The sequence below is a fragment of the Streptomyces sp. NBC_01497 genome (assembly GCF_036250695.1).
Classification (GTDB): Bacteria; Actinomycetota; Actinomycetes; order Streptomycetales; family Streptomycetaceae; genus Streptomyces.
On sequence record NZ_CP109427.1, the window covers coordinates 6,581,608 to 6,601,843 of the forward strand.

General features: G+C 72.9%; 21 protein-coding genes. 10 read left to right on the forward strand and 11 right to left on the reverse strand.

The window, feature by feature from the left end:
* Positions 1-7: 7 nt before the first annotated feature.
* Positions 8-1,045, reverse strand: a complete 1,038-nt coding sequence (locus tag OG310_RS27815) for a phosphotransferase family protein (RefSeq protein WP_329458594.1) — start codon at positions 1,043-1,045, stop codon at positions 8-10.
* Between the two features lie 148 nt (positions 1,046-1,193).
* Here OG310_RS27815 and OG310_RS27820 point away from each other — a divergent pair, with 148 nt between their 5' ends.
* Complete coding sequence (locus OG310_RS27820) at positions 1,194-2,495, forward strand: glucarate dehydratase family protein (RefSeq protein WP_329458595.1); 1,302 nt, start codon at positions 1,194-1,196, stop codon at positions 2,493-2,495.
* A 61-nt stretch (positions 2,496-2,556) separates the two neighbouring features.
* Here the strand turns inward: OG310_RS27820 and OG310_RS27825 are convergent, their stop codons facing one another.
* The 4 genes from OG310_RS27825 to OG310_RS27840 all read right to left on the reverse strand — a co-directional run bounded on the left by OG310_RS27825 (position 2,557) and on the right by OG310_RS27840 (position 5,195).
* A complete protein-coding gene (locus tag OG310_RS27825) occupies positions 2,557-3,468 on the reverse strand; it encodes an MBL fold metallo-hydrolase (protein WP_329458596.1) in 912 nt (303 codons plus the stop codon).
* A gap of 359 nt (positions 3,469-3,827) precedes the next feature.
* A complete protein-coding gene (locus tag OG310_RS27830; protein ID WP_329458597.1) occupies positions 3,828-4,166 on the reverse strand; it encodes a DUF202 domain-containing protein in 339 nt (112 codons plus the stop codon).
* A gap of 8 nt (positions 4,167-4,174) precedes the next feature.
* Positions 4,175-4,540, reverse strand: a complete 366-nt coding sequence (locus OG310_RS27835; protein ID WP_329460423.1) for a YidH family protein — start codon at positions 4,538-4,540, stop codon at positions 4,175-4,177.
* 55 nt (positions 4,541-4,595) lie between these two features.
* The gene (locus OG310_RS27840; protein ID WP_329458598.1) at positions 4,596-5,195 is read right to left on the reverse strand and encodes an NUDIX hydrolase; all 600 of its coding nucleotides are present in this window, start codon (positions 5,193-5,195) and stop codon (positions 4,596-4,598) included.
* Positions 5,196-5,348: 153 nt separating this feature from the next.
* On the opposite strand from OG310_RS27840, the gene OG310_RS27845 reads away from it, so the two are divergent.
* Positions 5,349-7,004, forward strand: coding sequence for an FAD-binding dehydrogenase (locus tag OG310_RS27845; protein ID WP_329458599.1), 1,656 nt, complete (start codon positions 5,349-5,351; stop codon positions 7,002-7,004).
* A 62-nt stretch (positions 7,005-7,066) separates the two neighbouring features.
* Here OG310_RS27845 and OG310_RS27850 read toward each other — a convergent pair whose 3' ends face one another.
* Positions 7,067-7,966, reverse strand: a complete 900-nt coding sequence (locus tag OG310_RS27850) for an oxidoreductase (RefSeq protein WP_329458600.1) — start codon at positions 7,964-7,966, stop codon at positions 7,067-7,069.
* 148 nt (positions 7,967-8,114) lie between these two features.
* Between OG310_RS27850 and OG310_RS27855 the strand changes: the two genes are divergently transcribed.
* The 3 genes from OG310_RS27855 to OG310_RS27865 all read left to right on the forward strand — a co-directional run bounded on the left by OG310_RS27855 (position 8,115) and on the right by OG310_RS27865 (position 10,533).
* Complete coding sequence (locus tag OG310_RS27855) at positions 8,115-8,720, forward strand: TetR/AcrR family transcriptional regulator (RefSeq protein WP_329458601.1); 606 nt, start codon at positions 8,115-8,117, stop codon at positions 8,718-8,720.
* Positions 8,721-9,131: 411 nt separating this feature from the next.
* Positions 9,132-9,839: a molybdopterin-dependent oxidoreductase gene (locus OG310_RS27860; protein ID WP_329460424.1), complete on the forward strand. Its 708-nt coding sequence runs from the start codon at positions 9,132-9,134 to the stop codon at positions 9,837-9,839.
* Positions 9,781-10,533, forward strand: a complete 753-nt coding sequence (locus OG310_RS27865; protein ID WP_329458602.1) for a cytochrome b/b6 domain-containing protein — start codon at positions 9,781-9,783, stop codon at positions 10,531-10,533. Before OG310_RS27860 ends, OG310_RS27865 begins: the two co-directional genes overlap by 59 nt.
* Before the next feature lie 148 nt (positions 10,534-10,681).
* Here the strand turns inward: OG310_RS27865 and OG310_RS27870 are convergent, their stop codons facing one another.
* Together OG310_RS27870 and OG310_RS27875 are read right to left on the reverse strand one after the other, a co-directional pair.
* Positions 10,682-12,079 (reverse strand): GntT/GntP/DsdX family permease, encoded by a 1,398-nt coding sequence (locus OG310_RS27870; RefSeq protein ID WP_329458603.1) that lies wholly within the window; start codon positions 12,077-12,079, stop codon positions 10,682-10,684.
* 12 nt (positions 12,080-12,091) lie between these two features.
* Complete coding sequence (locus OG310_RS27875; RefSeq protein ID WP_329458604.1) at positions 12,092-12,604, reverse strand: gluconokinase; 513 nt, start codon at positions 12,602-12,604, stop codon at positions 12,092-12,094.
* Between the two features lie 139 nt (positions 12,605-12,743).
* On the opposite strand from OG310_RS27875, the gene OG310_RS27880 reads away from it, so the two are divergent.
* The 4 genes from OG310_RS27880 (at position 12,744) to OG310_RS27895 (ending at position 16,051) form a co-directional block, all read left to right on the forward strand.
* The gene (locus OG310_RS27880) at positions 12,744-13,445 is read left to right on the forward strand and encodes a FadR/GntR family transcriptional regulator (RefSeq protein WP_329458605.1); all 702 of its coding nucleotides are present in this window, start codon (positions 12,744-12,746) and stop codon (positions 13,443-13,445) included.
* A 92-nt stretch (positions 13,446-13,537) separates the two neighbouring features.
* Positions 13,538-14,623 carry an S-(hydroxymethyl)mycothiol dehydrogenase gene (locus OG310_RS27885; protein WP_329458606.1) on the forward strand — a complete coding sequence of 362 codons (1,086 nt, stop codon included), beginning with the start codon at positions 13,538-13,540 and terminating at the stop codon, positions 14,621-14,623.
* The gene (locus OG310_RS27890) at positions 14,623-15,252 is read left to right on the forward strand and encodes an MBL fold metallo-hydrolase (protein WP_329458607.1); all 630 of its coding nucleotides are present in this window, start codon (positions 14,623-14,625) and stop codon (positions 15,250-15,252) included. The genes OG310_RS27885 and OG310_RS27890 overlap by 1 nt, the downstream gene beginning before the upstream one ends.
* A gap of 193 nt (positions 15,253-15,445) precedes the next feature.
* Positions 15,446-16,051 carry a TetR/AcrR family transcriptional regulator gene (locus OG310_RS27895; RefSeq protein ID WP_329458608.1) on the forward strand — a complete coding sequence of 202 codons (606 nt, stop codon included), beginning with the start codon at positions 15,446-15,448 and terminating at the stop codon, positions 16,049-16,051.
* A gap of 88 nt (positions 16,052-16,139) precedes the next feature.
* Here OG310_RS27895 and OG310_RS27900 read toward each other — a convergent pair whose 3' ends face one another.
* The 3 genes from OG310_RS27900 to OG310_RS27910 form a co-directional block, all read right to left on the reverse strand.
* A complete protein-coding gene (locus OG310_RS27900) occupies positions 16,140-16,997 on the reverse strand; it encodes a TIGR03620 family F420-dependent LLM class oxidoreductase (protein ID WP_329460425.1) in 858 nt (285 codons plus the stop codon).
* A gap of 180 nt (positions 16,998-17,177) precedes the next feature.
* Positions 17,178-17,927 (reverse strand): SDR family NAD(P)-dependent oxidoreductase, encoded by a 750-nt coding sequence (locus OG310_RS27905; RefSeq protein ID WP_329458609.1) that lies wholly within the window; start codon positions 17,925-17,927, stop codon positions 17,178-17,180.
* A 331-nt stretch (positions 17,928-18,258) separates the two neighbouring features.
* The gene (locus tag OG310_RS27910; protein WP_329458610.1) at positions 18,259-19,200 is read right to left on the reverse strand and encodes a pseudouridine synthase; all 942 of its coding nucleotides are present in this window, start codon (positions 19,198-19,200) and stop codon (positions 18,259-18,261) included.
* A 117-nt stretch (positions 19,201-19,317) separates the two neighbouring features.
* Here OG310_RS27910 and OG310_RS27915 point away from each other — a divergent pair, with 117 nt between their 5' ends.
* A complete protein-coding gene (locus tag OG310_RS27915; protein WP_329458611.1) occupies positions 19,318-20,190 on the forward strand; it encodes a DMT family transporter in 873 nt (290 codons plus the stop codon).
* Positions 20,191-20,236: the final 46 nt, after the last annotated feature.

Genomic DNA, 20,236 nt, shown 5'->3' on the forward strand with positions numbered 1-20,236 from the left:
GGGTAACTCAGCCTTCCTGGAGGGTGGTGAGGCCGTGCCGGATGAACAGGGGGACCAGGTCGCCGATGCGGTCGAAGCCGCGGCCGACGGTCTGGCCGAGCGTGTAGCGGTAGTGGATGCCCTCCAGGATCACGGCGAGCTTGAACCACGCGAACGCCGTGTACCAGGGGATCGCCGAGGTGTCCCGGCCCGAGCGGCGCGCGTAGCGCTCGATCAGCTCGGCCGGCTCGGGGTGGCCCGGCGCGCCGGCCGCCGTGCTGACGGGGGAGTCCGGCAGGTCGAGCCGGACGCTGTACATGACCAGCAGGCCGAGGTCGGTCAGCGGGTCGCCGAGCGTGGACATCTCCCAGTCGAGCACGGCCCTGATGCGGTCGTCGTCGCCGAGGAGCACGTTGTCGAGGCGGTAGTCGCCGTGCACCACCGCGGGCGCGGGTGAGGCGGGCAGCGCGCCGCCGAGGCGGCTGTGCAGTTCGTCGATGCCGGGCAGGTCGCGGCTGCGGGACGCGTCCAGCTGCTTGCCCCAGCGCCGCAGCTGCCGGTCGAGGAACCCCTCGGGCCGGCCGAAGTCCCCGAGCCCGACCGCCGCCGGGTCCACGGCGTGCAGGTCCACCAGGGTGTCCACCAGGCCCAGCACGGCGGCCCTGGTGCGCGCGGCGCCCAGCGGGGCCAGCTCCTCGGCCGTGCGGTACGGGGTGCCCGTCACGAACTCCATGACGTAGAACGGCGCCCCCGTCACCGACTCGTCCTCGCACAGCAGCAGCGCCTCGGGCACCGGTACGGGCGTGGTGTGCAGCGCGCTGATCACGCGGTGCTCGCGGCGCATGTCGTGCGCGGTGGCGAGGACATGGCCGAGCGGCGGCCTGCGCACGACCCACTGGCCCGTTCCCTCGGGCGCGGCGGTGTCGTGGACCACGTAGGTGAGGTTCGAGCGGCCCCCCTCGCACATCCGCGCCTCCAGCGGGCCGCCGACCAGGCCGGGCCGCTCGCGGTCCAGGTGGGCGCGCAGCCGGTCGAGGTCGAGTCCTGGCGGGGGGACTTGGCTCATCGTCCGCTCCTTCTTGGGTCACGTGCCGTGGTGAGGCGCGGTGCCGCGGTCGCGTCCCGCGGCACCTCTTATGATGCCGACCGGTCGGTATGTCGTCCAGTCCCGGGTACCCTGGCGGGCGGATCGTCCATATGAATAGGGTTCACGTATGGATACATCGCTCACCGTCGACCAGGTCCGGCTCACCCCGATCCTCATCGCCGATCCTCCCTTGCTCAACACCCAGGGCGTGCACCAGCCCTACACCCCGCGGCTGATCGTCGAAGTGATCACCCGGGGCGGCGTCGTCGGCGTCGGGGAGACGTACGGCGACGGGAAATACCTGGAACTGGCCCAGCCGCTCGCCGACGCCCTTCCCGGCCGTCCGATCACGGACATGAACGGCCTCTTCGCCCTCGCCGACGACGTGTGCGGCGAGTCACACAACACCGAGACCCGCGTCGACGCGGGCGGCCTGCGGGGCGCGCAGACCGTCGACAAGCTCCGCCTGTCCATCGTCTCCGCCTTCGAGGTCGCCTTCCTCGACGCGCTCGGCAAGCACCGCGGGGAACCGGTCCACGCACTCCTCGGCGGCAAGGTCAGGGACGCCGTCGACTACAGCGCGTACCTCTTCTACCGCTGGGCCCAGCACCCCGACGGCGCTCATCCGGCGGTGCAGGACGACGGCTGGGGCGCGGCCCTCGACCCGGCGGGCGTCGTGGCACAGGCCCGCCGCTTCGCCGACACCTACGGGTTCCGCTCCTTCAAGCTCAAGGGCGGCGTCTTCCCGCCGGACGAGGAGATCGCCGCCATCCGGGCGCTCGCCGAGGAGTTCCCCGGGCAGCCGCTGCGGCTCGACCCCAACGGCGCCTGGTCCGTCGAGACGTCGCTGTACGTGGCGGAGCGGCTGGCGGGCGTCCTGGAGTACCTGGAGGACCCGGCGAGCGGTACGGACCTGATGGCGCGGGTCTCCGCGGGCACCTCGGTCCCGCTCGCCACCAACATGTGCGTGACCGCGGTGCCGGAGATCGCGGAGGCCTTCCGGCGGGACGCGGTGCAGGTCGTCCTCTCCGACCACCACTACTGGGGCGGACTGCGCCGCACCCAGGAACTCGCCGCGATCTGCCGGGCGTTCGGCGTGGGACTGTCCATGCACTCCAACACCCACCTCGGCATCAGCCTCGCCGCCATGACCCATGTCGCGGCGACCGTGCCCAACCTGGACTACGCCTGTGACAGCCACTACCCGTGGCAGACGGAGGACGTGATCACCGTCCGGCACACCTTCGAGGACGGGCACCTCACCGTGTCCGACGCGCCCGGTCTCGGTGTGGAACTGGACCGGGAGGCCCTGGCGGCGCTGCACCGCCGCTGGGCCGAGGACGACGGCACGATGCGCGAGCGCGACGACGCGGCGGCGATGCGCACGGCGCGGCCCGACTGGGTGCGGCCCCCGCTGCCGCGCTGGTGAGAGCCGGGCGCCGCCGGCGGGTGGGAAGATCCTGCCCGCGGCGGCCGTCCGATGACGTGCGTCAGGCGTGGCAGGCCACGGGCTGCCCGCCGTTGACGGTCGTCATGTCACCGAACACCAGCAGCGGGTCCAGGTCCACGCCCTCCGGCAGGCCGTCGAGCTCCGCGTACGCACGGTGCAGGTTGGCGACGAGCCGCTCGCTCTCGCGCAGCGCGGCGAACTCGCCGAGGTCCGTGCCGCGCGCCGTTTCGAGCGGGCTGAGCCCCTTCGCGTGCCCGGCGCGCGCCACCTCCTCCACGAAGCGCAGGTAGCGCTCCGTCGCGTCGTACGCCGACGGGTCGGTGACCGGGCCGTGGCCCGGCACCACGATCTCCGCGTCCAGCGACCGCAGCAGCTCCAGTGCGCGCAGCGAGCCCGCCAGGGAGCCGTTGAAGATGAACGGTGTACCGCCCGCGAAGACCAGGTCGCCGGTGAACACCACGCCCTGCTCCGGCAGATGGACGATCGAGTCGCCCGTGGTGTGCGCGACCCCGGGGTGCAGTACGCGCACCGGTATGCCGCCCACGTACAGCGTCATGCGGTCGCTGTAGGTCATCGTCGGTGTGACGACCGGCACCTCGCCGAACTCCGTTCCGGGCCACACCAGATGGAGCTGATGCCCCGCCGCGATCTGCTGGCTGCGGCAGGTCTCGTGGGCGACGACCGTCGCGTCCGCCGCGAACATGCTGTTGCCGTACGTGTGGTCGCCATGGTGGTGGGTGTTGACCAGGGTGCCGGGCAGCGGCAGCCCCTGTGCGGCGACCGCCTCGCGCAGCAGCCGGGCGCGCCGCTCCGTCGCCGCGGTGTCGACGAGGAGCGTCGTGCGGCCGTCGCTCACCACACCGGCGTTGTTGAGGCACCAGCCGCCGTCCGGCTGGACGTAGGCGTACGCCTGCGGGCTGACGCGGACGAGGTACGGGTCCATTGCGGGCATCGGTGGTCCTTCGCTGCGGCGCTGTCGGGGGACGGTCGCGGTCCTGCCCGGCGTCGTTGCCGGGTACGTGTGCGGTGGTGCGGTGGGGCCTGATCCGCGGGGGGTTCTCCCGCCCGCAGCTTGCCAGGTGTACGGGGCACGTGCCAGCGCCGTCCGGCCGGGGCACGGCAGAGCGTTCGCGTTCGCGGCCGGGCGCCGGTGGACGCCCCGCGGGCCGGGGCGCCGGAGGACGCCGCTCTCCGGCCCGGACCTCGCCGGTGCGTGGCGGGGCCCCTCCGGGCGGGTGACGTCGAGGGCCGCACGGCCCGGTCCTTCGGGAAGCCCGGGAGGCGCCGGCGCCGGCCATCGGGGCACCCGCCTCACCACAGCAGCGCCACGCCGAGGGCCGCGAGACACACCGCGCACACCGCCGCCGTCCGCGCCGCACGCTCCCCGAGGCGCGGCGGGCGCGCTGTCGCGAGCGCGAGCGTCCTGACGTGCGCGACCACCAGGAACGCCAGCCAGAGCAGCGCGCCGAGCGCGACCGCGACCACACCGAGGGCCGTGACACCGTCGTGCAGCGCCTGCCGCACGGCGAGGATCGCCGCCACGGTGCAGGACAGGGTCGTGCGCCGCCACGCGAGCCGGGTGCGCTCCGGCTGCAGCCCGGGGTCCCTGGGCCGGTCCGCCCGCCGCGGACCCGGTGCCGAGGTCGCCATCGCCCGCCTCAGCCGCCCCGGCCGAGCAGCACCACGACCAGCATGCACACTGCCAGCAGCCCCACCACGAGAGCCAGCACCGTCGGGAACCGCGACACCGGCAGATCCTCGCCGCGCCGCATCGCCCGCTCGCAGCGCACCCAGTGGTTCACGGCGCGCAGCGAGGCCAGCGCCCCCACGGCGAGCAGCGCGACCGCGAGGGCCGCGCGCACCGCCCCGTCGAGGTGCGGCAGGAACTGGTCGACCGCGAACCCGCCGCCGACCAGCGCGAGGGCCGTACGGATCCACGCGAGGAAGGTGCGCTCGTTGGCGAGCGAGAAGCGGTAGTCGGGTGTCGTGCCCTCCTCGCCGATGCGCCGGGGGGCGAACCACAGGAAGAAACCCCGGCCGGGGCGCCCCGGGCCGGGTGCCTGCGGCGTGCCCGCGCCGTCAGGCACGCCCGGCACCCGTCGCCCCGCCCGTGCCATCGGCGGCGGGCCGCTCGCGCGCGTGGCGCGCGTAACGCTCGTACGCGACGCGGCCGTCCGGCACGAACTCCCACGGCAGTGCCTCCCCGGCGCCGCCCGCGGGCACCTCGCCGCGCAGCCGGGCCGCGACCTCGCCGGCCGGCAGGAAACCGTGCCACGCGACCTCCTCTGCCTGCGGGTTCACGGGCAGTGTGCAGCGCACCTCGTAGACCGCCGACCACCACGAGCCGCGCCCCTCGGGCGCGTCGTACAGGAAGCGGAAGAGCGGGGTGGGCCGGGGCAGCCCCGTGACCCCGAGCTCCTCCTCGGCCTCGCGCAGCGCGCCGTCGTCGTAGCTCTCGCCCGCGCCGAGCACGCCGCCGACGAAGACGTCGTACAGCGAGGGGAAGATCAGCTTCGTCGCGGTCCTGCGGTGTACGAACAGCCGGTCCCGCGCGTCCCGGGCCAGCACGAAGGCGGCCCGGTGGCGCAGACCGCGCGCGTACACCTCACCGCGCGGCGCCCGGCCGACGACATGGTCGTTCTCGTCGACGACGTCCACGATCTCGTCTTCTGGAGCCATGGGGCCATCCAATCAAACGGCCCGTCCGAAGCCCGGTCAGGGCCGGTACGTCCGGAACGCGCCGGGGCCGCCGCGCGCAGGCGGTTGACTTGTTACCAGCGCGTACCGAAGATCGGAGCACCGGGCAGAGGCGGACTCCGAGGGCGGGGGAGCATGGCGTACGACGCAGATGTGATCGTGATCGGAGCCGGTCTCGCGGGACTGGTCGCGACGGCCGAACTCGTCGACGCCGGACGCCGCGTGATCCTTCTCGACCAGGAACCCGAGCAGTCGATCGGCGGGCAGGCCCACTGGTCGTTCGGCGGGATCTTCCTCGTCGGCTCCGCGGAGCAGCGCCGCATGGGCATCAAGGACAGCAGGGAGCTCGCGCTCCAGGACTGGCTGGGCACCGCCGGCTTCGACCGCCCCGAGGACCACTGGCCGCGCCGGTGGGCCGAGGCGTACGTCGACTTCGCGGCCGGCGAGAAGCGCGCCTGGCTGCACCGGCGCGGCATCCGCTTCTTCCCGCTGGTCGGCTGGGCCGAGCGGGGCGGGTACGACGCGAGGGGGCACGGCAACTCCGTGCCGCGCTTCCACATCACCTGGGGCACGGGACCCGGCATCGTCGAACCGTTCGAACGCCGGGTGCGCGAGGGCGTCGCCAAGGGCCTCGTGAGCCTCCGCTTCCGGCACCGGGTCACCGCTCTCGCGGCGAGCGACGGCCACCTCGACACCGTCACCGGTGACGTGCTCGAAGAGAGCGATGCGCCGCGCGGCACCCCCAGCACCCGCACCACCACCGGCGCGTTCGAACTGCGCGCCCAGGCCGTCGTCGTCACCAGCGGTGGCATCGGCGGCAACCACGACCTCGTACGCGCCCAGTGGCCCGACCGGCTCGGCACCCCGCCCCGGCACATGATCACCGGTGTGCCCGCCCACGTCGACGGACTGATGCTGGGCATCGCCGAAGCGGCGGGCGCCCACCACATCAACCGCGACCGCATGTGGCACTACACCGAAGGCATCCAGAACTGGGACCCGATCTGGCCCGGCCACGGCATCCGCATCCTGCCGGGACCGTCGTCGCTGTGGCTCGACGCGCGCGGCCGGCGGCTGCCCGTACCGCTGTTCCCCGGCTTCGACACGCTCGGCACCCTCGAACACATCATGCGCTCCGGGCACGAGTACACGTGGTTCGTGCTCGATCAGCGCATCATCGGCAAGGAGTTCGCCCTCTCGGGCTCCGAACAGAACCCCGACCTGACCGGCAAGTCCGTCCGGGGCGTCCTCGACCGGGCCCGCGCCGACGTGCCGGGCCCCGTCCGGGCGTTCATGGACAAGGGCGCCGACTTCGTGGTCGCCCGCGACCTCGCCACCCTCGTCAAGGGCATGAACAACCTGACCGACGAGCCGCTGCTCGACGAGGCGGAACTGCGCCGCGAGATCGTGGCGCGGGACCGCGAGGTCGCCAACCCGTACACGAAGGACCTCCAGATCACGGCGCTGCGCGGGGCCCGCAGGTTCTGGGGCGACCGCCTCATCCGCACCGCGCCCCCGCACCGCCTCCTCGACCCGGCGGCCGGCCCGCTCATCGCCGTACGCCTGCACATCCTCACCCGCAAGTCGCTGGGCGGCCTGGAGACCGACCTGTCGTCCCGTGTCCTGACCGCGTCGGGCGAGCCGCTGCCGGGTCTGTACGCGGCGGGCGAGGCGGCCGGCTTCGGCGGCGGCGGCGTCCACGGCTACCGCTCACTTGAGGGCACGTTCCTCGGCGGCTGCCTCTTCTCGGGCCGCGCCGCGGGCCGCGCGGCGGCGGCCGCCACGGCCTGACGCACGGCCCGGGGGCCGTGGGGGAATCCGGAGCGGGTGCGGTCCGCGATCAGCGTCTCGTGTCAGCTCGTGCCCACCGTGCCCACCATGCCTGACGATGCCGCGCTCCGTGCGCCGTCCTGCGGGAAGTCCGTCGAACGCGAGAGCTCCTCCCAGGCGGCGAGGTCCTCGTCGACGGCCGCGCGGCCGGCCCGCACCAGCCGGAGCGCGTCCGATCCCAGTACCAGGTGGGCGGGCGGCCGGGGCAGGTCGAGGACGCGCAGCACCGCCGCGGCGGCCTGGGCGGGGTCACCGAGCTGCCGGCCGTCGGCCGACTGCCGGGCCGCGCGGATCGGTTCGAACAACTCGTCGTAGTCGGGAAGGGACCGGGGCGCGCGGACCATCGAGCGGCCCGCCCAGTCGGTGCGGAAGGAGCCCGGCTCGATCGCGGTCACGTGGATCCCGAAGCCGGCCACCTCCTTGCCGACGGCCTCCAGGAGGCCCTCCACCGCGTACTTGCTGCCGCAGTAGGCGGAGACGCCGGGGAACGAGGCGAGCCCGCCCATAGAGCTGACGGCCAGCACGTGCCCGCGGCGCCGGGCCCGCATGTACGGCAGGACGGCCTGCACGGTGGCGGCCGTGCCGAAGACGTTGACCGCGAACTGGGCCCGCAGGTCCGCGAGCGGGGTCTCCTCGAAGACGCCTTCGAGCCCGTAGCCCGCGTTGGCGATGAGCACGTCGATCGCGCCCACGCGCTCCTCGACGTCGCGCACGGTCCGTACGACCGCGTCGTCGTCCGTGACGTCGAGGACACGCGCATGGGCGCGGCCCGGCGCGAGGGCCTCGAAGGCGGCGCCGTCCGCCGGGCGCCGGACGGTCCCCGCCACCGTGTGGCCGGCCTCCAGGGCGCCCTGCGCGAAAGCGCGGCCGAGTCCGCTGCTGACGCCGGTGATGAGAAGGGTCCGCTGAGTCGGGTGCGTCATGCCGAGGTCACTCCTGGATCGGAAACGGGAACATCACCGAGTCTACACAGTGCAGATTTTTTTCTACGCGACGAAGATTTCTTGTCCGGCGGGTAGGCTCGGGCGGTCCGGGCCGGCCTGGCCCCGCAGGTGAGGAGAGCTGAGTCGCATGGGCAGGCGGAGCGAGACGCCACGCAAGGGCGACCTGCGCGAACAGGCGCTCCTTGACGCCGCCGAAGGTCTGCTGGCGCGCACCGGACTGGAGCGGATGACCGTCGAGGACATCGCGAAGGGGGCCGGCATCTCGCGCGGCTCGCTCTACTTCTACTTCGACTCCAAACAGGACGTCCTGGCGGGCCTCGTGGCCCGCACGATGGCCGCCATCCGCGAGGACGCCGCCCGCGCGGCCGAGGACACCGCGACGCCCCCGGCCCAGGCCGTCGAGCGCGCCCTGCGGCACACGGAGCGGATGTGGCGCGAGCACGGCACGGTGATGCGCGCGGCCGCCGAGAACGCGGCCCGCAACGAGGCAGTCGGGCGGGCCTGGGAGGAGACGGTGGAGGTCTTCGCCGACGCCATGCGGCAGGTGCTCGTACGCGCCGGGCTGCCCGACGGCGACGGTCCCACCGGCGCCGGCGCCCTCGCCCGTGCGCTGTGCTGGATGACGGAACGCGGCTACTACCGCGCCTGCGGCGATGACGGCGACACCCTCGACAGCGCCACCCGGACGCTGCGGGAGGTCTGGCTCCGGGTGATCACTCCACCGCGGCCCTGAGGAACGGGCTCCCCGACCGACCCGGGTGGGCGCCCGTCCCCGGGGCCGTTGTCCGGGCGTGGGGTGTGTGCGCGTAGAGGCGGCGGTGTGCCGGCGGATCGGTGGCGGGCGCCGTTGGACCGGCGGCCGACGCTCCCGGGCTCGTCGCGGCCCTGGACGGGGGCCACCGCTTCGCCGTCGCCGGACCGACGCCGTAGTGGCGCCGCGCGGCCCCGTTGAGCCGCCGCCCCGAAAGGAGCGCGCCACCGCCCGATCTGTGACGGAAGTCTGACGTGTCGGCCCGGGCAGGGCGCCGGACCTCCGCAGGGGTGTTCAATCGGTGGAGTGAGCGAGCAGAGCGAGGGCCGGTCCGGGTCAGGGGACGTACGCGACGAGGACGAGCGGCCGGGGCCGGGGCGTGCGGACGCGCCGGTGAGGAAGGGACCACCCGTGGGCCGGCGGGTGCTGCTGGGGACGCTGGCCCTGGGCGCGGGCGGGCTGGTGGCGGCCCCGTACCTGCAGGGCGGCCTGGAGAAGTTCCTCGGCGCCGCCTCCCAGGTCGATCCCACCGGGATCTCCAATCTGCTGCCCAACGGGGGCGGTTTCCGCTTCTACAACGTCGCCGCCTCGGTGCCCACGAAGACCGCGGTCACCTACCGGCTGAAGATCGACGGGCTGGTCGAGCGTCCCCGCTCGTACACCCTCGCCGAGTTGCGGGCCCTCCCGCAGACGCGGACCGATCTGGACGTCCAGTGCGTCACCGGCTGGCGGGTGCCGAAGGTGCCGTTCGAGGGGGTGCGGGTCTCGGACCTGCTGGACGCCGCCGGGGTGCGGGCGGAGGGCCGCGCGCTGCGCTTCACGTGCTTCGACGGGACGTACAGCGAGAGCCTCACGCTCTCCCAGGCCCGCAGGAACGACGTGCTCGTGGCGCTGCGGATGCAGGACAAGCCCATCAGCAAGGACCACGGAGGGCCGGTCAGGCTCTATGTGGCCCCCATGTATTTCTACAAGTCGGCGAAGTGGCTCTCCGGCATATCGGTCACCGACAAGGTGGAGCCCGGTTACTGGGAGGAGTACGGCTATGACGTCGACGGATGGGTCGGACGCTCGAACGGGCGGGACGACCAGCCGACGGTCTGAGGCCGCGGCGGGGCCGGACGGGGTACGGCGGTTCACGCTGGCCGAGCGGCTGGTGCACCGCACCACCAGCTGGCTGATGCTGCTGTGTGTGGGGACGGCCGCGTTCCTCTACGTACCGCAGCTCGCCGAGCTCGTCGGGCGCCGCTACCTCGTCGTCACGGTCCACGAGTGGTCCGGGATCCTGATCCCCGTGCCCTTCCTCGCGGGCCTGGTCTCGCGCGCGCTGCGCCGGGACCTGGAGCGGATCAACCGTTTCGCGCCCTACGACCGCGAGTGGCTGCGCGCGGTGCGCAGGCGCTGGAACTGGGCGGGTGCGCGGCCCGCGGGCAAGTTCAACGCCGGGCAGAAGATCTACGCGTCGTGGATCGCCGGTGCGACGATCCTGATGATCTTCACCGGCCTGCTGATGTGGTTCACCGGCCTGTTCCCGCTCGTCTCCCGCACGAGCGCCACCTTCATCCACGACTGGCTGGCGCTCGCCATCGGCATCGTGCTGTTCGGGCACATCGGCATGGCGTTCAAGGACCCGGGTGCCCGCCACGGCATGCGGACGGGTTCGGTGGACCGGGCCTGGGCCCGCCGCGAACACTCCGAGTGGGAGGACGAGATGGCGGCCGAGGAGGGGGCGGCCGGGGCGGCCGGCGGCGCGGCCCGGCCGGCGCCCGTGACGGACCTGCCGGAAGGCCGCGGCTGACCGTCCGCGCGTGCCTGCCCCTGGCTCGCCCGTGCGGGGCCCGGACACGACGAGGGGGCGGTGGCGACCCGGTGGCCGCCACCGCCCCTCTTCTTCGTCCCCGGGCCGCCCGCGGTGCGCCGGGGCCGGGGAAGACACCCGGACCGGGCTAGACGATCAGCGACAGCAGCAGCACGCAGCCCAGGCCGACCACCGACAGGATGCCCTCCATCACCGACCAGGTCTTGACCGTCTGCCCGACGTCCATGCCGAAGTAGCCCTTCACCAGCCAGAACCCGGCGTCGTTGACGTGGCTGAAGAACAGCGAGCCCGCGCCGACCGCCAGCACCATCAGGGACACGTGCGTGGTGGACATGCCCTGGGACAGCGGGCCCACCAGCCCGGCCGCCGAGATCGTCGCGACCGTGGCGGAGCCCGTCGCGATCCGGATGGCCACCGCGATCAGCCAGGCGAGCAGCAGGGACGGGATGGACCAGTCCTTGGTGACGTCCAGGATCATCTGGCCGACGCCCGCGTCGACCAGCACCTGCTTGAAGCCGCCGCCCGCGGCGACGATCAGCATCACACCGGCGATCGGGCCGAGCGACTCCTCCAGCAGCACCGAGAGTTTCTGCTTGCCGAAGCCGGCCGCGCGGCCCAGCGTGAACAGCCCGACGATGACCGCGATGAGGAGCGCGACCAGCGGGTTGCCGATCACGTCGGCGACGCGCTGGCCGGTGTTGGCCGGGTCGTCGACCGTGATGTCCACCAGCGCCTTGGCCAGCATCAGCACGACCGGCAGCAGCATGGTGCAGACGGTGGCGGGGAAGCTCGGACGGGTGTCCAGGGAGTCCGAGGGACGCTCCGGGATCATGTTCTCGGGCGGGGTGACGTCCACCCAGCGTGCCGCGTACTTCGAGAAGACCGGGCCGCCGATGATGACGGTCGGGATCGCGACGACCAGGCCCAGCGCCAGCGTCACCCCGAGGTTGGCGTGGATGGCGCTGATCGCGGCCAGCGGGCCGGGGTGGGGCGGGATCAGGCCGTGCATGGCGGACAGGCCCGCGAGCGCGGGGATGCCGATCCGGATCGCGGAGAAGTTGCCGCGCTTGGCGACGAGCAGCACCACCGGGATCAGCAGGACGAGCCCGATCTCGAAGAACAGCGGCAGTGCCACGATCGCGGCGATCAGCACCATCGCCCACGGCATGGTCCTGCGGCTCGCCTTGGCGAGGATGGTGTCGACGATCTGGTCCGCGCCGCCGGAGTCCGCGAGCAGTTTGCCCAGCATGGAGCCGAGCGCGATCAGCACGCCGACGCTCGCCACCGTCGCGCCGAGGCCGGTGGAGAAGCTGGTGATCACTTTGTCCAGCGGGGCGGAGGCCGTGGCGCCCAGCGCCAGTGAGCCGATCGTCAGCGCGAGGAACGCGTGCATCTTGAAGACGGTGATGAGCACGACGAGGACGGCTATGCCGACCAGGACGGCTATACCCAGTTGCGCGTCGCCCGCGGAGGAGATCAGCGGGGGGTCGGCGGCAGCCAGCATCTCGACATTGAGACCGGTCATGGGTGCTTCCTTCTACATCCCGGGCAGCGCGCGCAGCGCGGCTACCGCCCTTTCGGCTATTTCGTGGGGGGAACCGGACACATCGACGGCGACGCCTCGCTCGTCCGCTGCCAGCGGCTGGAGGGTGGCGAACTGCGACTCCAGCAGCGTGGACGGCATGAAGTGGCCCTTGCGGTCCGCCATGCGCTTCCCGATCAGCCCGCGGTCTCCCGTGAGGTGCAGGAAGACCACGCCGGGTGCCGCGGCCCGCAGCCGGTCGCGGTAGGCGCGCTTGAGCGCCGAGGAGCTCACGACACCGCCGTAACCGGCCCGTTCGTGCGCCCACCGGCCGATGGCGTCGAGCCAGGGCCAGCGGTCCTCGTCCTGGAGCGGCTGCCCGGCCGTCATCTTGGCGATGTTCCGCGGCGGGTGGAAGGCGTCGCCCTCGGCGTACGGAACGCCCAGGTCCTCGGCCACCAGGGGCCCGACCGTGGTCTTGCCGGTGCCCGATACGCCCATCACCACCACTACGTGGGGGCCGTGCATGCCTGCCTCGCTGTCTACGTCGGCAACGTTGTGTCGCGTCACTGAACCCCATCAGGTATGACGTAATCAAGAGTGTGTGATGTAAACGTAGTACTTATTTTTTGCGTGAGATGTGCCGTACGCACCGTAAGCTGGGGCCATGAGCGAAGAAGGCCGAGGTCAGCACAACCGCGTCCTGGACGCCCTCGGCCTCGCCGTCACCGCCGGCGCGTACCCCCCGGGCTCCGTGGTGCGCACCGACGAGGTGGCGCAGCGTTTCGACGTGTCCCGCACCGTCGTGCGGGAGGTCGTGCGCGTCCTCGAATCCATGCATCTCGTCGCCTCCCGGCGCCGGGTCGGCGTGACCGTACGGCCCGCCGACGAGTGGAACGTCTACGACCCGCGCGTGATCCGCTGGCGCCTCGCGGGCGCCGACCGGCCGCGTCAGCTGCGCTCCCTCACGGTCCTGCGCTCGGCCGTGGAACCGGTGGCCGCCGGGCTCGCCGCGCGCCACGCGACGCCCGAGCAGTGCGCGGCCCTCACCGAGCGGGCGCTCGGCATGGTCGCCACCTCGCGCGGCAGGCGCCTGGAGGAGTACCTGGTGCACGACATCGCCTTCCACCGGATCGTGCTGAGCGCGTCCGGCAACGAGATGTTCGCCCGGCTCGGCGACGTCGTCGCCGAGATCCTCGCCGGACGCACGCACCACCAGGTGATGTTCGAGGACCCCGACCCGGCCGCGGTCACGCTGCACGTCCAGGTCGCGCAGGCCGTACGGGAGGGCCGGGCGGACCGGGCCGAGGAGCTGACGCGGCAGATCGCGGCCGGCGCCCTGGAGGAACTCGACGTACTGGCTCCGTGAGCCGGGCCCCGGCGCGCCATACTCACCCTTGGACGAGATCGTTCCGTCGTCGGCCGACGCGGTGGACGCGGTGAGGAAAGGCAGGTCGTGGCATGGCGCAGCGGGTGCGGGGTGTGGTGGCACCGGGCAAGAACGAGCCGGTGCGGATCGAGACGGTCATCGTGCCGGATCCGGGCCCGGGCGAGGCGGTGGTGAAGGTCCAGGCGTGCGGTGTGTGCCACACGGACCTGCACTACAAGCAGGGCGGGATCAACGACGACTTCCCCTTCCTGCTGGGCCACGAGGCCGCGGGCGTGGTCGAGTCGGTGGGGGAGGGCGTCACGGAGGTGGCGCCGGGCGACTTCGTGGTGCTGAACTGGCGTGCCGTGTGCGGCCAGTGCCGTGCCTGCCTGCGCGGCCGGCCCTGGTACTGCTTCAACACGCACAACGCGAAGCAGAAGATGACGCTGGAGGACGGCACGGAGCTGACGCCCGCGCTCGGTATCGGCGCGTTCGCGGAGAAGACGCTGGTGGCGGCCGGGCAGTGCACGAAGGTCGACCCCGAGGTCTCGCCCGCCGTGGCGGGTCTGCTGGGGTGCGGTGTGATGGCCGGTATCGGTGCGTCGATCAACACGGGCGCGGTCGGCCGGGGCGACTCGGTCGCGGTCATCGGCTGCGGCGGTGTCGGCGACGCCGCGGTGCTGGGCGCGCGTCTCGCGGGCGCGGCGAAGGTGATCGCCGTCGACATCGACGACCGCAAGCTCGCGAAGGCCGTCGAGATCGGCGCCACGCACACCGTCAACTCCCGTTCCAGGGACGCCGTGGAGGCGATCCGGGAGCTGACGGGCGGGTTCGGCGCGGACGTGGTCATCGAGGCGGTTGGGCGCCCGGAGACCTATGAACAGGCCTTCTACGCACGTGACTTGGCCGGTACGGTCGTGCTGGTCGGGGTACCCACGCCGGAGATGAAGATCGAGCTGCCCCTGCTCGACGTGTTCGGCCGGGGCGGCTCGCTGAAGTCGTCGTGGTACGGCGACTGCCTGCCCTCACGGGACTTCCCCATGCTGATCGACCTGCACCGCCAGGGCCGCATCGACCTCGGCGCGTTCGTGACGGAGACGATCGGACTGGGCGACGTGGAGGCCGCGTTCGCCCGGATGCACGAGGGTGACGTCCTGCGCTCGGTGGTGGAGTTCTGATGACCGCGGGCATCGAGCACCTGGTCACCTCCGGCACCTTCTCGCTCGACGGCGGCACCTGGGACGTCGAGAACAACGTGTGGATCGTCGGGGACGACACCGAGGCGATCGTCATCGACGCGGCACACGACGCCGGGGCGATCAAGGCCGCGCTGGGCACCCGTACGCTCAGGGCCGTGGTGTGCACCCACGCGCACAACGACCATGTCGACGCGGCTCCCGCCCTGTCGGCCGCCACCGGCGCCAAGGTGCTGCTGCACCCGGACGACCTGCCGCTGTGGAAGCTGACCCATCCCGACGAGGCGCCCGACGGCGACCTGAGCGACGGCCAGACCATCACGGTCGCGGGTACCGACCTGACGGTGCTGCACACTCCGGGCCACGCGCCGGGAGCGGTGTGCCTGTACGCGGCCGACCTGGGCACGGTGTTCACCGGCGACACACTCTTCGCCGGCGGCCCCGGCGCCACGGGGCGCTCCTTCTCGGACTTCCCGACGATCGTGGACTCCATCAGCCGGCGTCTGCTGGCCCTGCCGCCCGAGACGGTGGTGCGCACCGGGCACGGCGACTCCACCACGATCGGCGCCGAGGCCCCCCACCTCGACGAGTGGATCACGCGCGGTCACTAGGCGGAAGCCGGTCACGGGGCCGGGCCGGCCGCGATCGGGCCGTGTGACCGCGCCGGTCATCACGGCGGACGGCCGGTGCCGGCCGGGCGGGCGGCGCTCTCGGCGGCGCCCGCCCGGCGGCGCCCGGCGCCCGGCCGCTGCCGGTTATATTGTAGTGGTAACTATAAATCCGACGTCACCTGGGAGACGATTCATGGCAGGGGGCAGGCCACGCACCTTCGACCACGACACGGCCCTCGACCGGGCCCTGGAACTCTTCTGGCGCCAGGGCTACGAGGGCACCGGGACCGCCGAACTCACCAAGGCGATGGGCATCAAGAACGCACCGAGCCTCTACAACGCCTTCGGCAACAAGGAGCAGCTGTTCCGCCAGGTCCTCGACCACTACGCCGAGGGCCCCGCACGGTACATCCGCGAGGCTTTCGGCCGTCCCACCGCACGAGAGGCCGTCGAGGCGCTGCTGCACGGAGCCGCCGACGCGACGACCCATCCCGACCACCCGCGCGGCTGCATCACGGTCCAGGGCGCTCTGGCGTGCTCGCCGGGTTCGCGGCCCGCGCGCGATGAACTGGCGGCGCGCCGGGCGGCCGGCGAGGCGGCCCTGCACGAGCGGCTGCGGGGGGCGAGCGAGAGCGGGGAGCTGCCGGCCGGCGCCGATCCCCAGGTGCTCGCCGCCTACTTCAGCACGATCTACCAGGGCCTGGCCGTCCAGGCCGCCGGTGGCGCGGCCCGCGAACAGCTGCACCGGATCGTCGATGTGGCCATGACGGCCTGGCCGCGGGAGCGCCCCGCGGCCTGAGCGCCGCAAGGCGACCGCCCGGCGCGCCCCGCGTGCGCCGCCGGCACGCCGGCGCTGCCCGTGACGGCGCCCCCGCGGGTGCCTTCCGTCAGCGGGCCAGTACGGCCAACTCGCGCCACTGGGGCAGCGGGACGGCGGAGCCCGCCCCCACCACGTGCAGGCAGACGTGGTCCGCGCCGGCGTCGTGGTGCGCGCGGACGCGCTCGCCGATGGCGTCCACGTCGCCCCGGGCGACGACACCGTCGATGAGACGGTCGCTGCCGCCGTCCGCCAGGTCGTCCTCGGTGAACCCCTGGCGCAGCAGGCTCCTCGCGTAGTGGTCCATCGTCAGGAACGCGCCGAGGAACTCCCGGGCGGCGGCGCGGGCCCGGCGTGGGTCGCTCTCCAGCACGACCGCCTGGTAGGGGGCCAGCAGCGGGCCCGCACCGAGGTGCTTCCTGGCGGCGGCCGTGTGCTCCGGCGTGACCATGAAGGGATGGACCCCGGCCGTGCGCCGTCCCGCCAGCCGGGTCATCCGGGGGCCGAGCGCGGCCATGACGCGCTCGTCCCGGGGCACGGGGACCGGGGCCTGGTCGAGTGCGTCCAGGTAGGCCCCCATGTCGGCCAGTGGGTGGAAGGCGCTCCCCGCGGCCTCGGCGGTCCCCGGATCGCTCACGCCCAGTCCGAGAAGCAGGCGTCGGCCGTACGCGCTTCCCAGCCGCGCGTGTCCGGCGGCCATGTCCTCGGCCCGGTGGCGCCAGATGCTCAGGACGCCGACGGCCACCTTCGTCACGCGGGTGGCCCGCAGCAGTCGTTCCGCGTCCCCCAGGATGTCGCCGCCGCCCAGCCCCGGGATCCACAGGGCACCCCAGCCCAGTTCGTCCAGCTCCGCCGCGGCGTCCGCGATCTCCACCGGATCGGCTGTCCGCAGCTCGATGCTCCAGAGCCCTGTCCGTCCCAACTCCATGGTGCCTTCCCGTCTGTACTGGTACATGGTCGTGCGGTGGGTCCCGCGCGGCCGGGCGGCCGGGCGGCCGGGGCCGGGCAGCCCGGGCCGCCGGGGGACGCGGGAGCGAGCCGGCGGAGGGCCGGTGTCCGTGCGCCGCGGCGCCCCCGCCGGTGTGTCCGACGCGGGGCCGGGTGGCGGTCAGATCTGGTTGCGTCCGCCGTCGACGAACATCTCCGTACCGGTGATGAAGGTGCTCTGGTCCGAGGCGAGGAAGAGGGCCGCGTCGGCGACCTCCTCCGGGCGGCCGACGCGGGCCAGTGGGATGGTGCCGGCCAGGAAGCTCTTGAGCTGGTCCGCCTGCTCCTGGTCGGGTGCCAGACCGTCGATCCCCGGGGTGTCGATGGTGCCGGGGCTGATGCTGTTGACCCTGATCGCCCGTCCCTTGAGCTCGTTGGCCCAGGTGCGCGCGAAGGAGCGCACCGCCGCCTTGGACGCCGCGTAGACGCCGAACGCCTCGTTGCCCAGGCTCGCCGCGTTCGAGGCAGTGAGGATGACGGAGGCACCCTCGTTGAGCTGCGGCAGTGCCTTCTGCACCGTGAACAGCATGCCCCTGACGTTGATGTTGAACGTCTCGTCGAAGTGCCGCTCGGTGACCTGCTCCAGTGTGGAGAAGCCGCCGCCGCCGGCGTTGGCGAACAGCACGTCGATGCCCGCGCCCCGTCGGGCGACGGCCGCGTAGAGCCTGTCGAGGTCGGCGAGGTCCGCGACGTCACCGCGTACGCCGGTCGCCCGTGCGCCGATGGCGGCCACCGCCGCGTCGAGCGTCTCCTGGCGCCGGCCGGTCACGAACACGTGTGCGCCCTCCGCGGCGAACCGCTGTGCGGCGGCCAGGCCGATTCCGCTGGTACCACCGGTGACGATGGCCGTCCTGCCGTCAAGCTGTCCCATGATCTGGTGCTCCGTGTCGGTCGAGTGCGGTGGAGAGAGACCCCGCCGGTTGATGTAACGGCTTTGGTTGCTTCAATGGGCGCGGGTGGCCCCGGCGCATAGCGGCAAGATGGGGTCGGCGTATTTTTTAGTGCCTACTAAGAAACTAGTCCCCGCCGAGTGGGGGTGTCAAGGCGGAACGTGGCCGCCCGGTCGCCGTCGTCCGGCCACGGTCGACCGGCTCTCCGGTGGACGGCGGCAGGCCCGGTGGCGGACCGCGGAACGGGCCGGTGGTGGACCCGCGCCGTCGGGCGGTGGCGAACCGGAGCGGCCCGTCACCGAGTCGGGCGTCTCACTGGGCCACGGGCCACCGCGCCAGCCGCTGCCCGCTGGTGAAGGAGTGCGGCTCTCCCGTCAGCGGATCAGTGAAATCCAGTGCCCTGGCGAGGAGTTGAAGGGGCCGGTCGTAGTCCTCCGGCGCCGCGTCGCGGACCACGGGGTACAGCGGGTCGTGCAGCAGCGGCAGCCCGAGTGCGTTCATGTGCACCCGCAGCTGGTGGGTGCGGCCGGTGGCCGGGGTGAGCCGGTAGCCGCCGAACCCACCGCCGTGCGCGGCCAGTTCGACGCGCGTCTCACTGTTGGGGACACCGCCCGGCACCTCGTACGCCGCGAGCACGCCGCGGTCCTTCACGATCCGGCTGCGTACGGTGCGGGGAAGGGTGAGCGCCGGATCATGGGCGGCGACCGCCTCGTACTCCTTGCGCACCCGCCGCTCGGCGAACAGCCCCTGGTACGCGCCCCGGTCCGCCGGGCGCACCACGAACAGCACCAGACCTGCGGTGAGGCGGTCCAGCCGGTGGGCCGGCTGGAGTTCGGGCAGGTCCAGTGCCTGCCGCAGCAGTGCCACCGCCGTACGCGTGATGTGCCCGCCGCGCGGTGTCGTGGCGAGGAAGGGGGGCTTGTCCGCGACCACGATCCGCTCGTCGCGGTGGACCACGCGGATGGCGAAGGGCAGCGGCTCCTCGGCCGGCAGGTCCCGGTGGAAGAACACGTACAGGCCGGGCGTGTACGGGGTGGCGGGTGTGACGGGCCGCCCGTCGGCGGTCACGAAGCGGCCCTCGCGCAGCATCTCCTCGATCCGCTCGCCGCCCGCCGCCGGTCCGTAGCGGACACTCAGATACTCCCGTACCGTCCCGTGGCGGCCCTCCGGATCGGCGGGCAGGCGCACGCGTACGGCGTCCACGCCGTCCCGCTGCGGCAGGGGCGAGGCCGGCGTCCTGTGTCTGCGCACCACGCGGCAAGCCTACGGCGCCGCCCGGATGAGGCCGCCCGGGCCGCCGTCAGTGCGCCGCGACGTGCGGGGAACCGCCCTGGTTTAGGTCTGAGTCCCATGTACACGCAAAATAGTGAGGTGATCAGTGTCCTCTTCGCCGTGCTGACGGCCATCAGCAACGGCTCAGCCTCGGTGCTGCAGCGCCGCGCCGCGGCGACGGTGCCCGACAGCGATGCCATGCACCTGTCCCTTTTCCGCCACCTGCTCAAGAAGAAGGTGTGGCTCGCGGGCATCGGCCTGGTGATCGTGGCAGCCGTCTGCCAGGCCGTGGCCCTCGCCACCGGGCCGATCGCGGTGGTGCAGCCGATCTTCGTGATCGAGCTGCCGTCGACACTGATCATCGCCGGGTACGTCTTCCGCTCCCGGCTCCCGCGCACGGCCTGGTACGGCGTCGCGGCCGTCACCCTCGGCCTCGCACTCGGGATGGCCTGCGCGGCGCCGGGCGGTGGCAGGGAGACCGTCCCGGGCGCCAGTTGGATTCCCGCGCTGATCGGCACGGTCCTCTTCGAGGCCGTGCTGATCACCCTCGCGCAACGCACCCGGGGCAACCCCAGGGCCGCCCTGTTCGGGCTCGCCGCCGCGTGCAGCTACGCGCTGACCGCGGCCCTGATGAAGGACGCCGTGGCGCGCCTGGCGGACGGCGACGGCATCGTGAAGCTGTTCGAGTCGTGGCAGCTGTACGCGACGGCCGTGGCGGGCGTGGGGGCGCTGTTCCTGCTGCAGAACGCCCTCCAGGCGGGTCAGCTGGTCGCCTCCCAGCCCATGCTGACCCTCGGCGACGCGCTCATCAGCATCACGTACGGGGTGACCCTGTTCGGCGAGACCCTGAACACCGGCTGGTGGCTGCTGCCCCAGCTGCTCGCGCTCGGACTGATCGCGGCCGGGTGCGTGGAACTCGCCAGATCACCGCTAGCGAGCGGCAACAGGCCACCGAAACCACGCGTCGTGTAGCGGTCGGCCCGCCGGGCGTACGGGGGAGGGGCCGGGCGGGCGCCCC

Coding starts and splice junctions, on each gene's coding strand:
- OG310_RS27815 (WP_329458594.1), bottom strand. CDS start 1,045: ATGAGCCAAGTCCCCCCGCCAGGACTCGACCTCGACCGGCTGCGCGCC.
- OG310_RS27820 (WP_329458595.1), top strand. CDS start 1,194: ATGGATACATCGCTCACCGTCGACCAGGTCCGGCTCACCCCGATCCTC.
- OG310_RS27825 (WP_329458596.1), bottom strand. CDS start 3,468: ATGCCCGCAATGGACCCGTACCTCGTCCGCGTCAGCCCGCAGGCGTAC.
- OG310_RS27830 (WP_329458597.1), bottom strand. CDS start 4,166: ATGGCGACCTCGGCACCGGGTCCGCGGCGGGCGGACCGGCCCAGGGAC.
- OG310_RS27840 (WP_329458598.1), bottom strand. CDS start 5,195: ATGGCTCCAGAAGACGAGATCGTGGACGTCGTCGACGAGAACGACCAT.
- OG310_RS27845 (WP_329458599.1), top strand. CDS start 5,349: ATGGCGTACGACGCAGATGTGATCGTGATCGGAGCCGGTCTCGCGGGA.
- OG310_RS27850 (WP_329458600.1), bottom strand. CDS start 7,966: ATGACGCACCCGACTCAGCGGACCCTTCTCATCACCGGCGTCAGCAGC.
- OG310_RS27855 (WP_329458601.1), top strand. CDS start 8,115: ATGGGCAGGCGGAGCGAGACGCCACGCAAGGGCGACCTGCGCGAACAG.
- OG310_RS27865 (WP_329458602.1), top strand. CDS start 9,781: ATGACGTCGACGGATGGGTCGGACGCTCGAACGGGCGGGACGACCAGC.
- OG310_RS27870 (WP_329458603.1), bottom strand. CDS start 12,079: ATGACCGGTCTCAATGTCGAGATGCTGGCTGCCGCCGACCCCCCGCTG.
- OG310_RS27875 (WP_329458604.1), bottom strand. CDS start 12,604: ATGCACGGCCCCCACGTAGTGGTGGTGATGGGCGTATCGGGCACCGGC.
- OG310_RS27880 (WP_329458605.1), top strand. CDS start 12,744: ATGAGCGAAGAAGGCCGAGGTCAGCACAACCGCGTCCTGGACGCCCTC.
- OG310_RS27885 (WP_329458606.1), top strand. CDS start 13,538: ATGGCGCAGCGGGTGCGGGGTGTGGTGGCACCGGGCAAGAACGAGCCG.
- OG310_RS27890 (WP_329458607.1), top strand. CDS start 14,623: ATGACCGCGGGCATCGAGCACCTGGTCACCTCCGGCACCTTCTCGCTC.
- OG310_RS27895 (WP_329458608.1), top strand. CDS start 15,446: ATGGCAGGGGGCAGGCCACGCACCTTCGACCACGACACGGCCCTCGAC.
- OG310_RS27900 (WP_329460425.1), bottom strand. CDS start 16,997: ATGGAGTTGGGACGGACAGGGCTCTGGAGCATCGAGCTGCGGACAGCC.
- OG310_RS27905 (WP_329458609.1), bottom strand. CDS start 17,927: ATGGGACAGCTTGACGGCAGGACGGCCATCGTCACCGGTGGTACCAGC.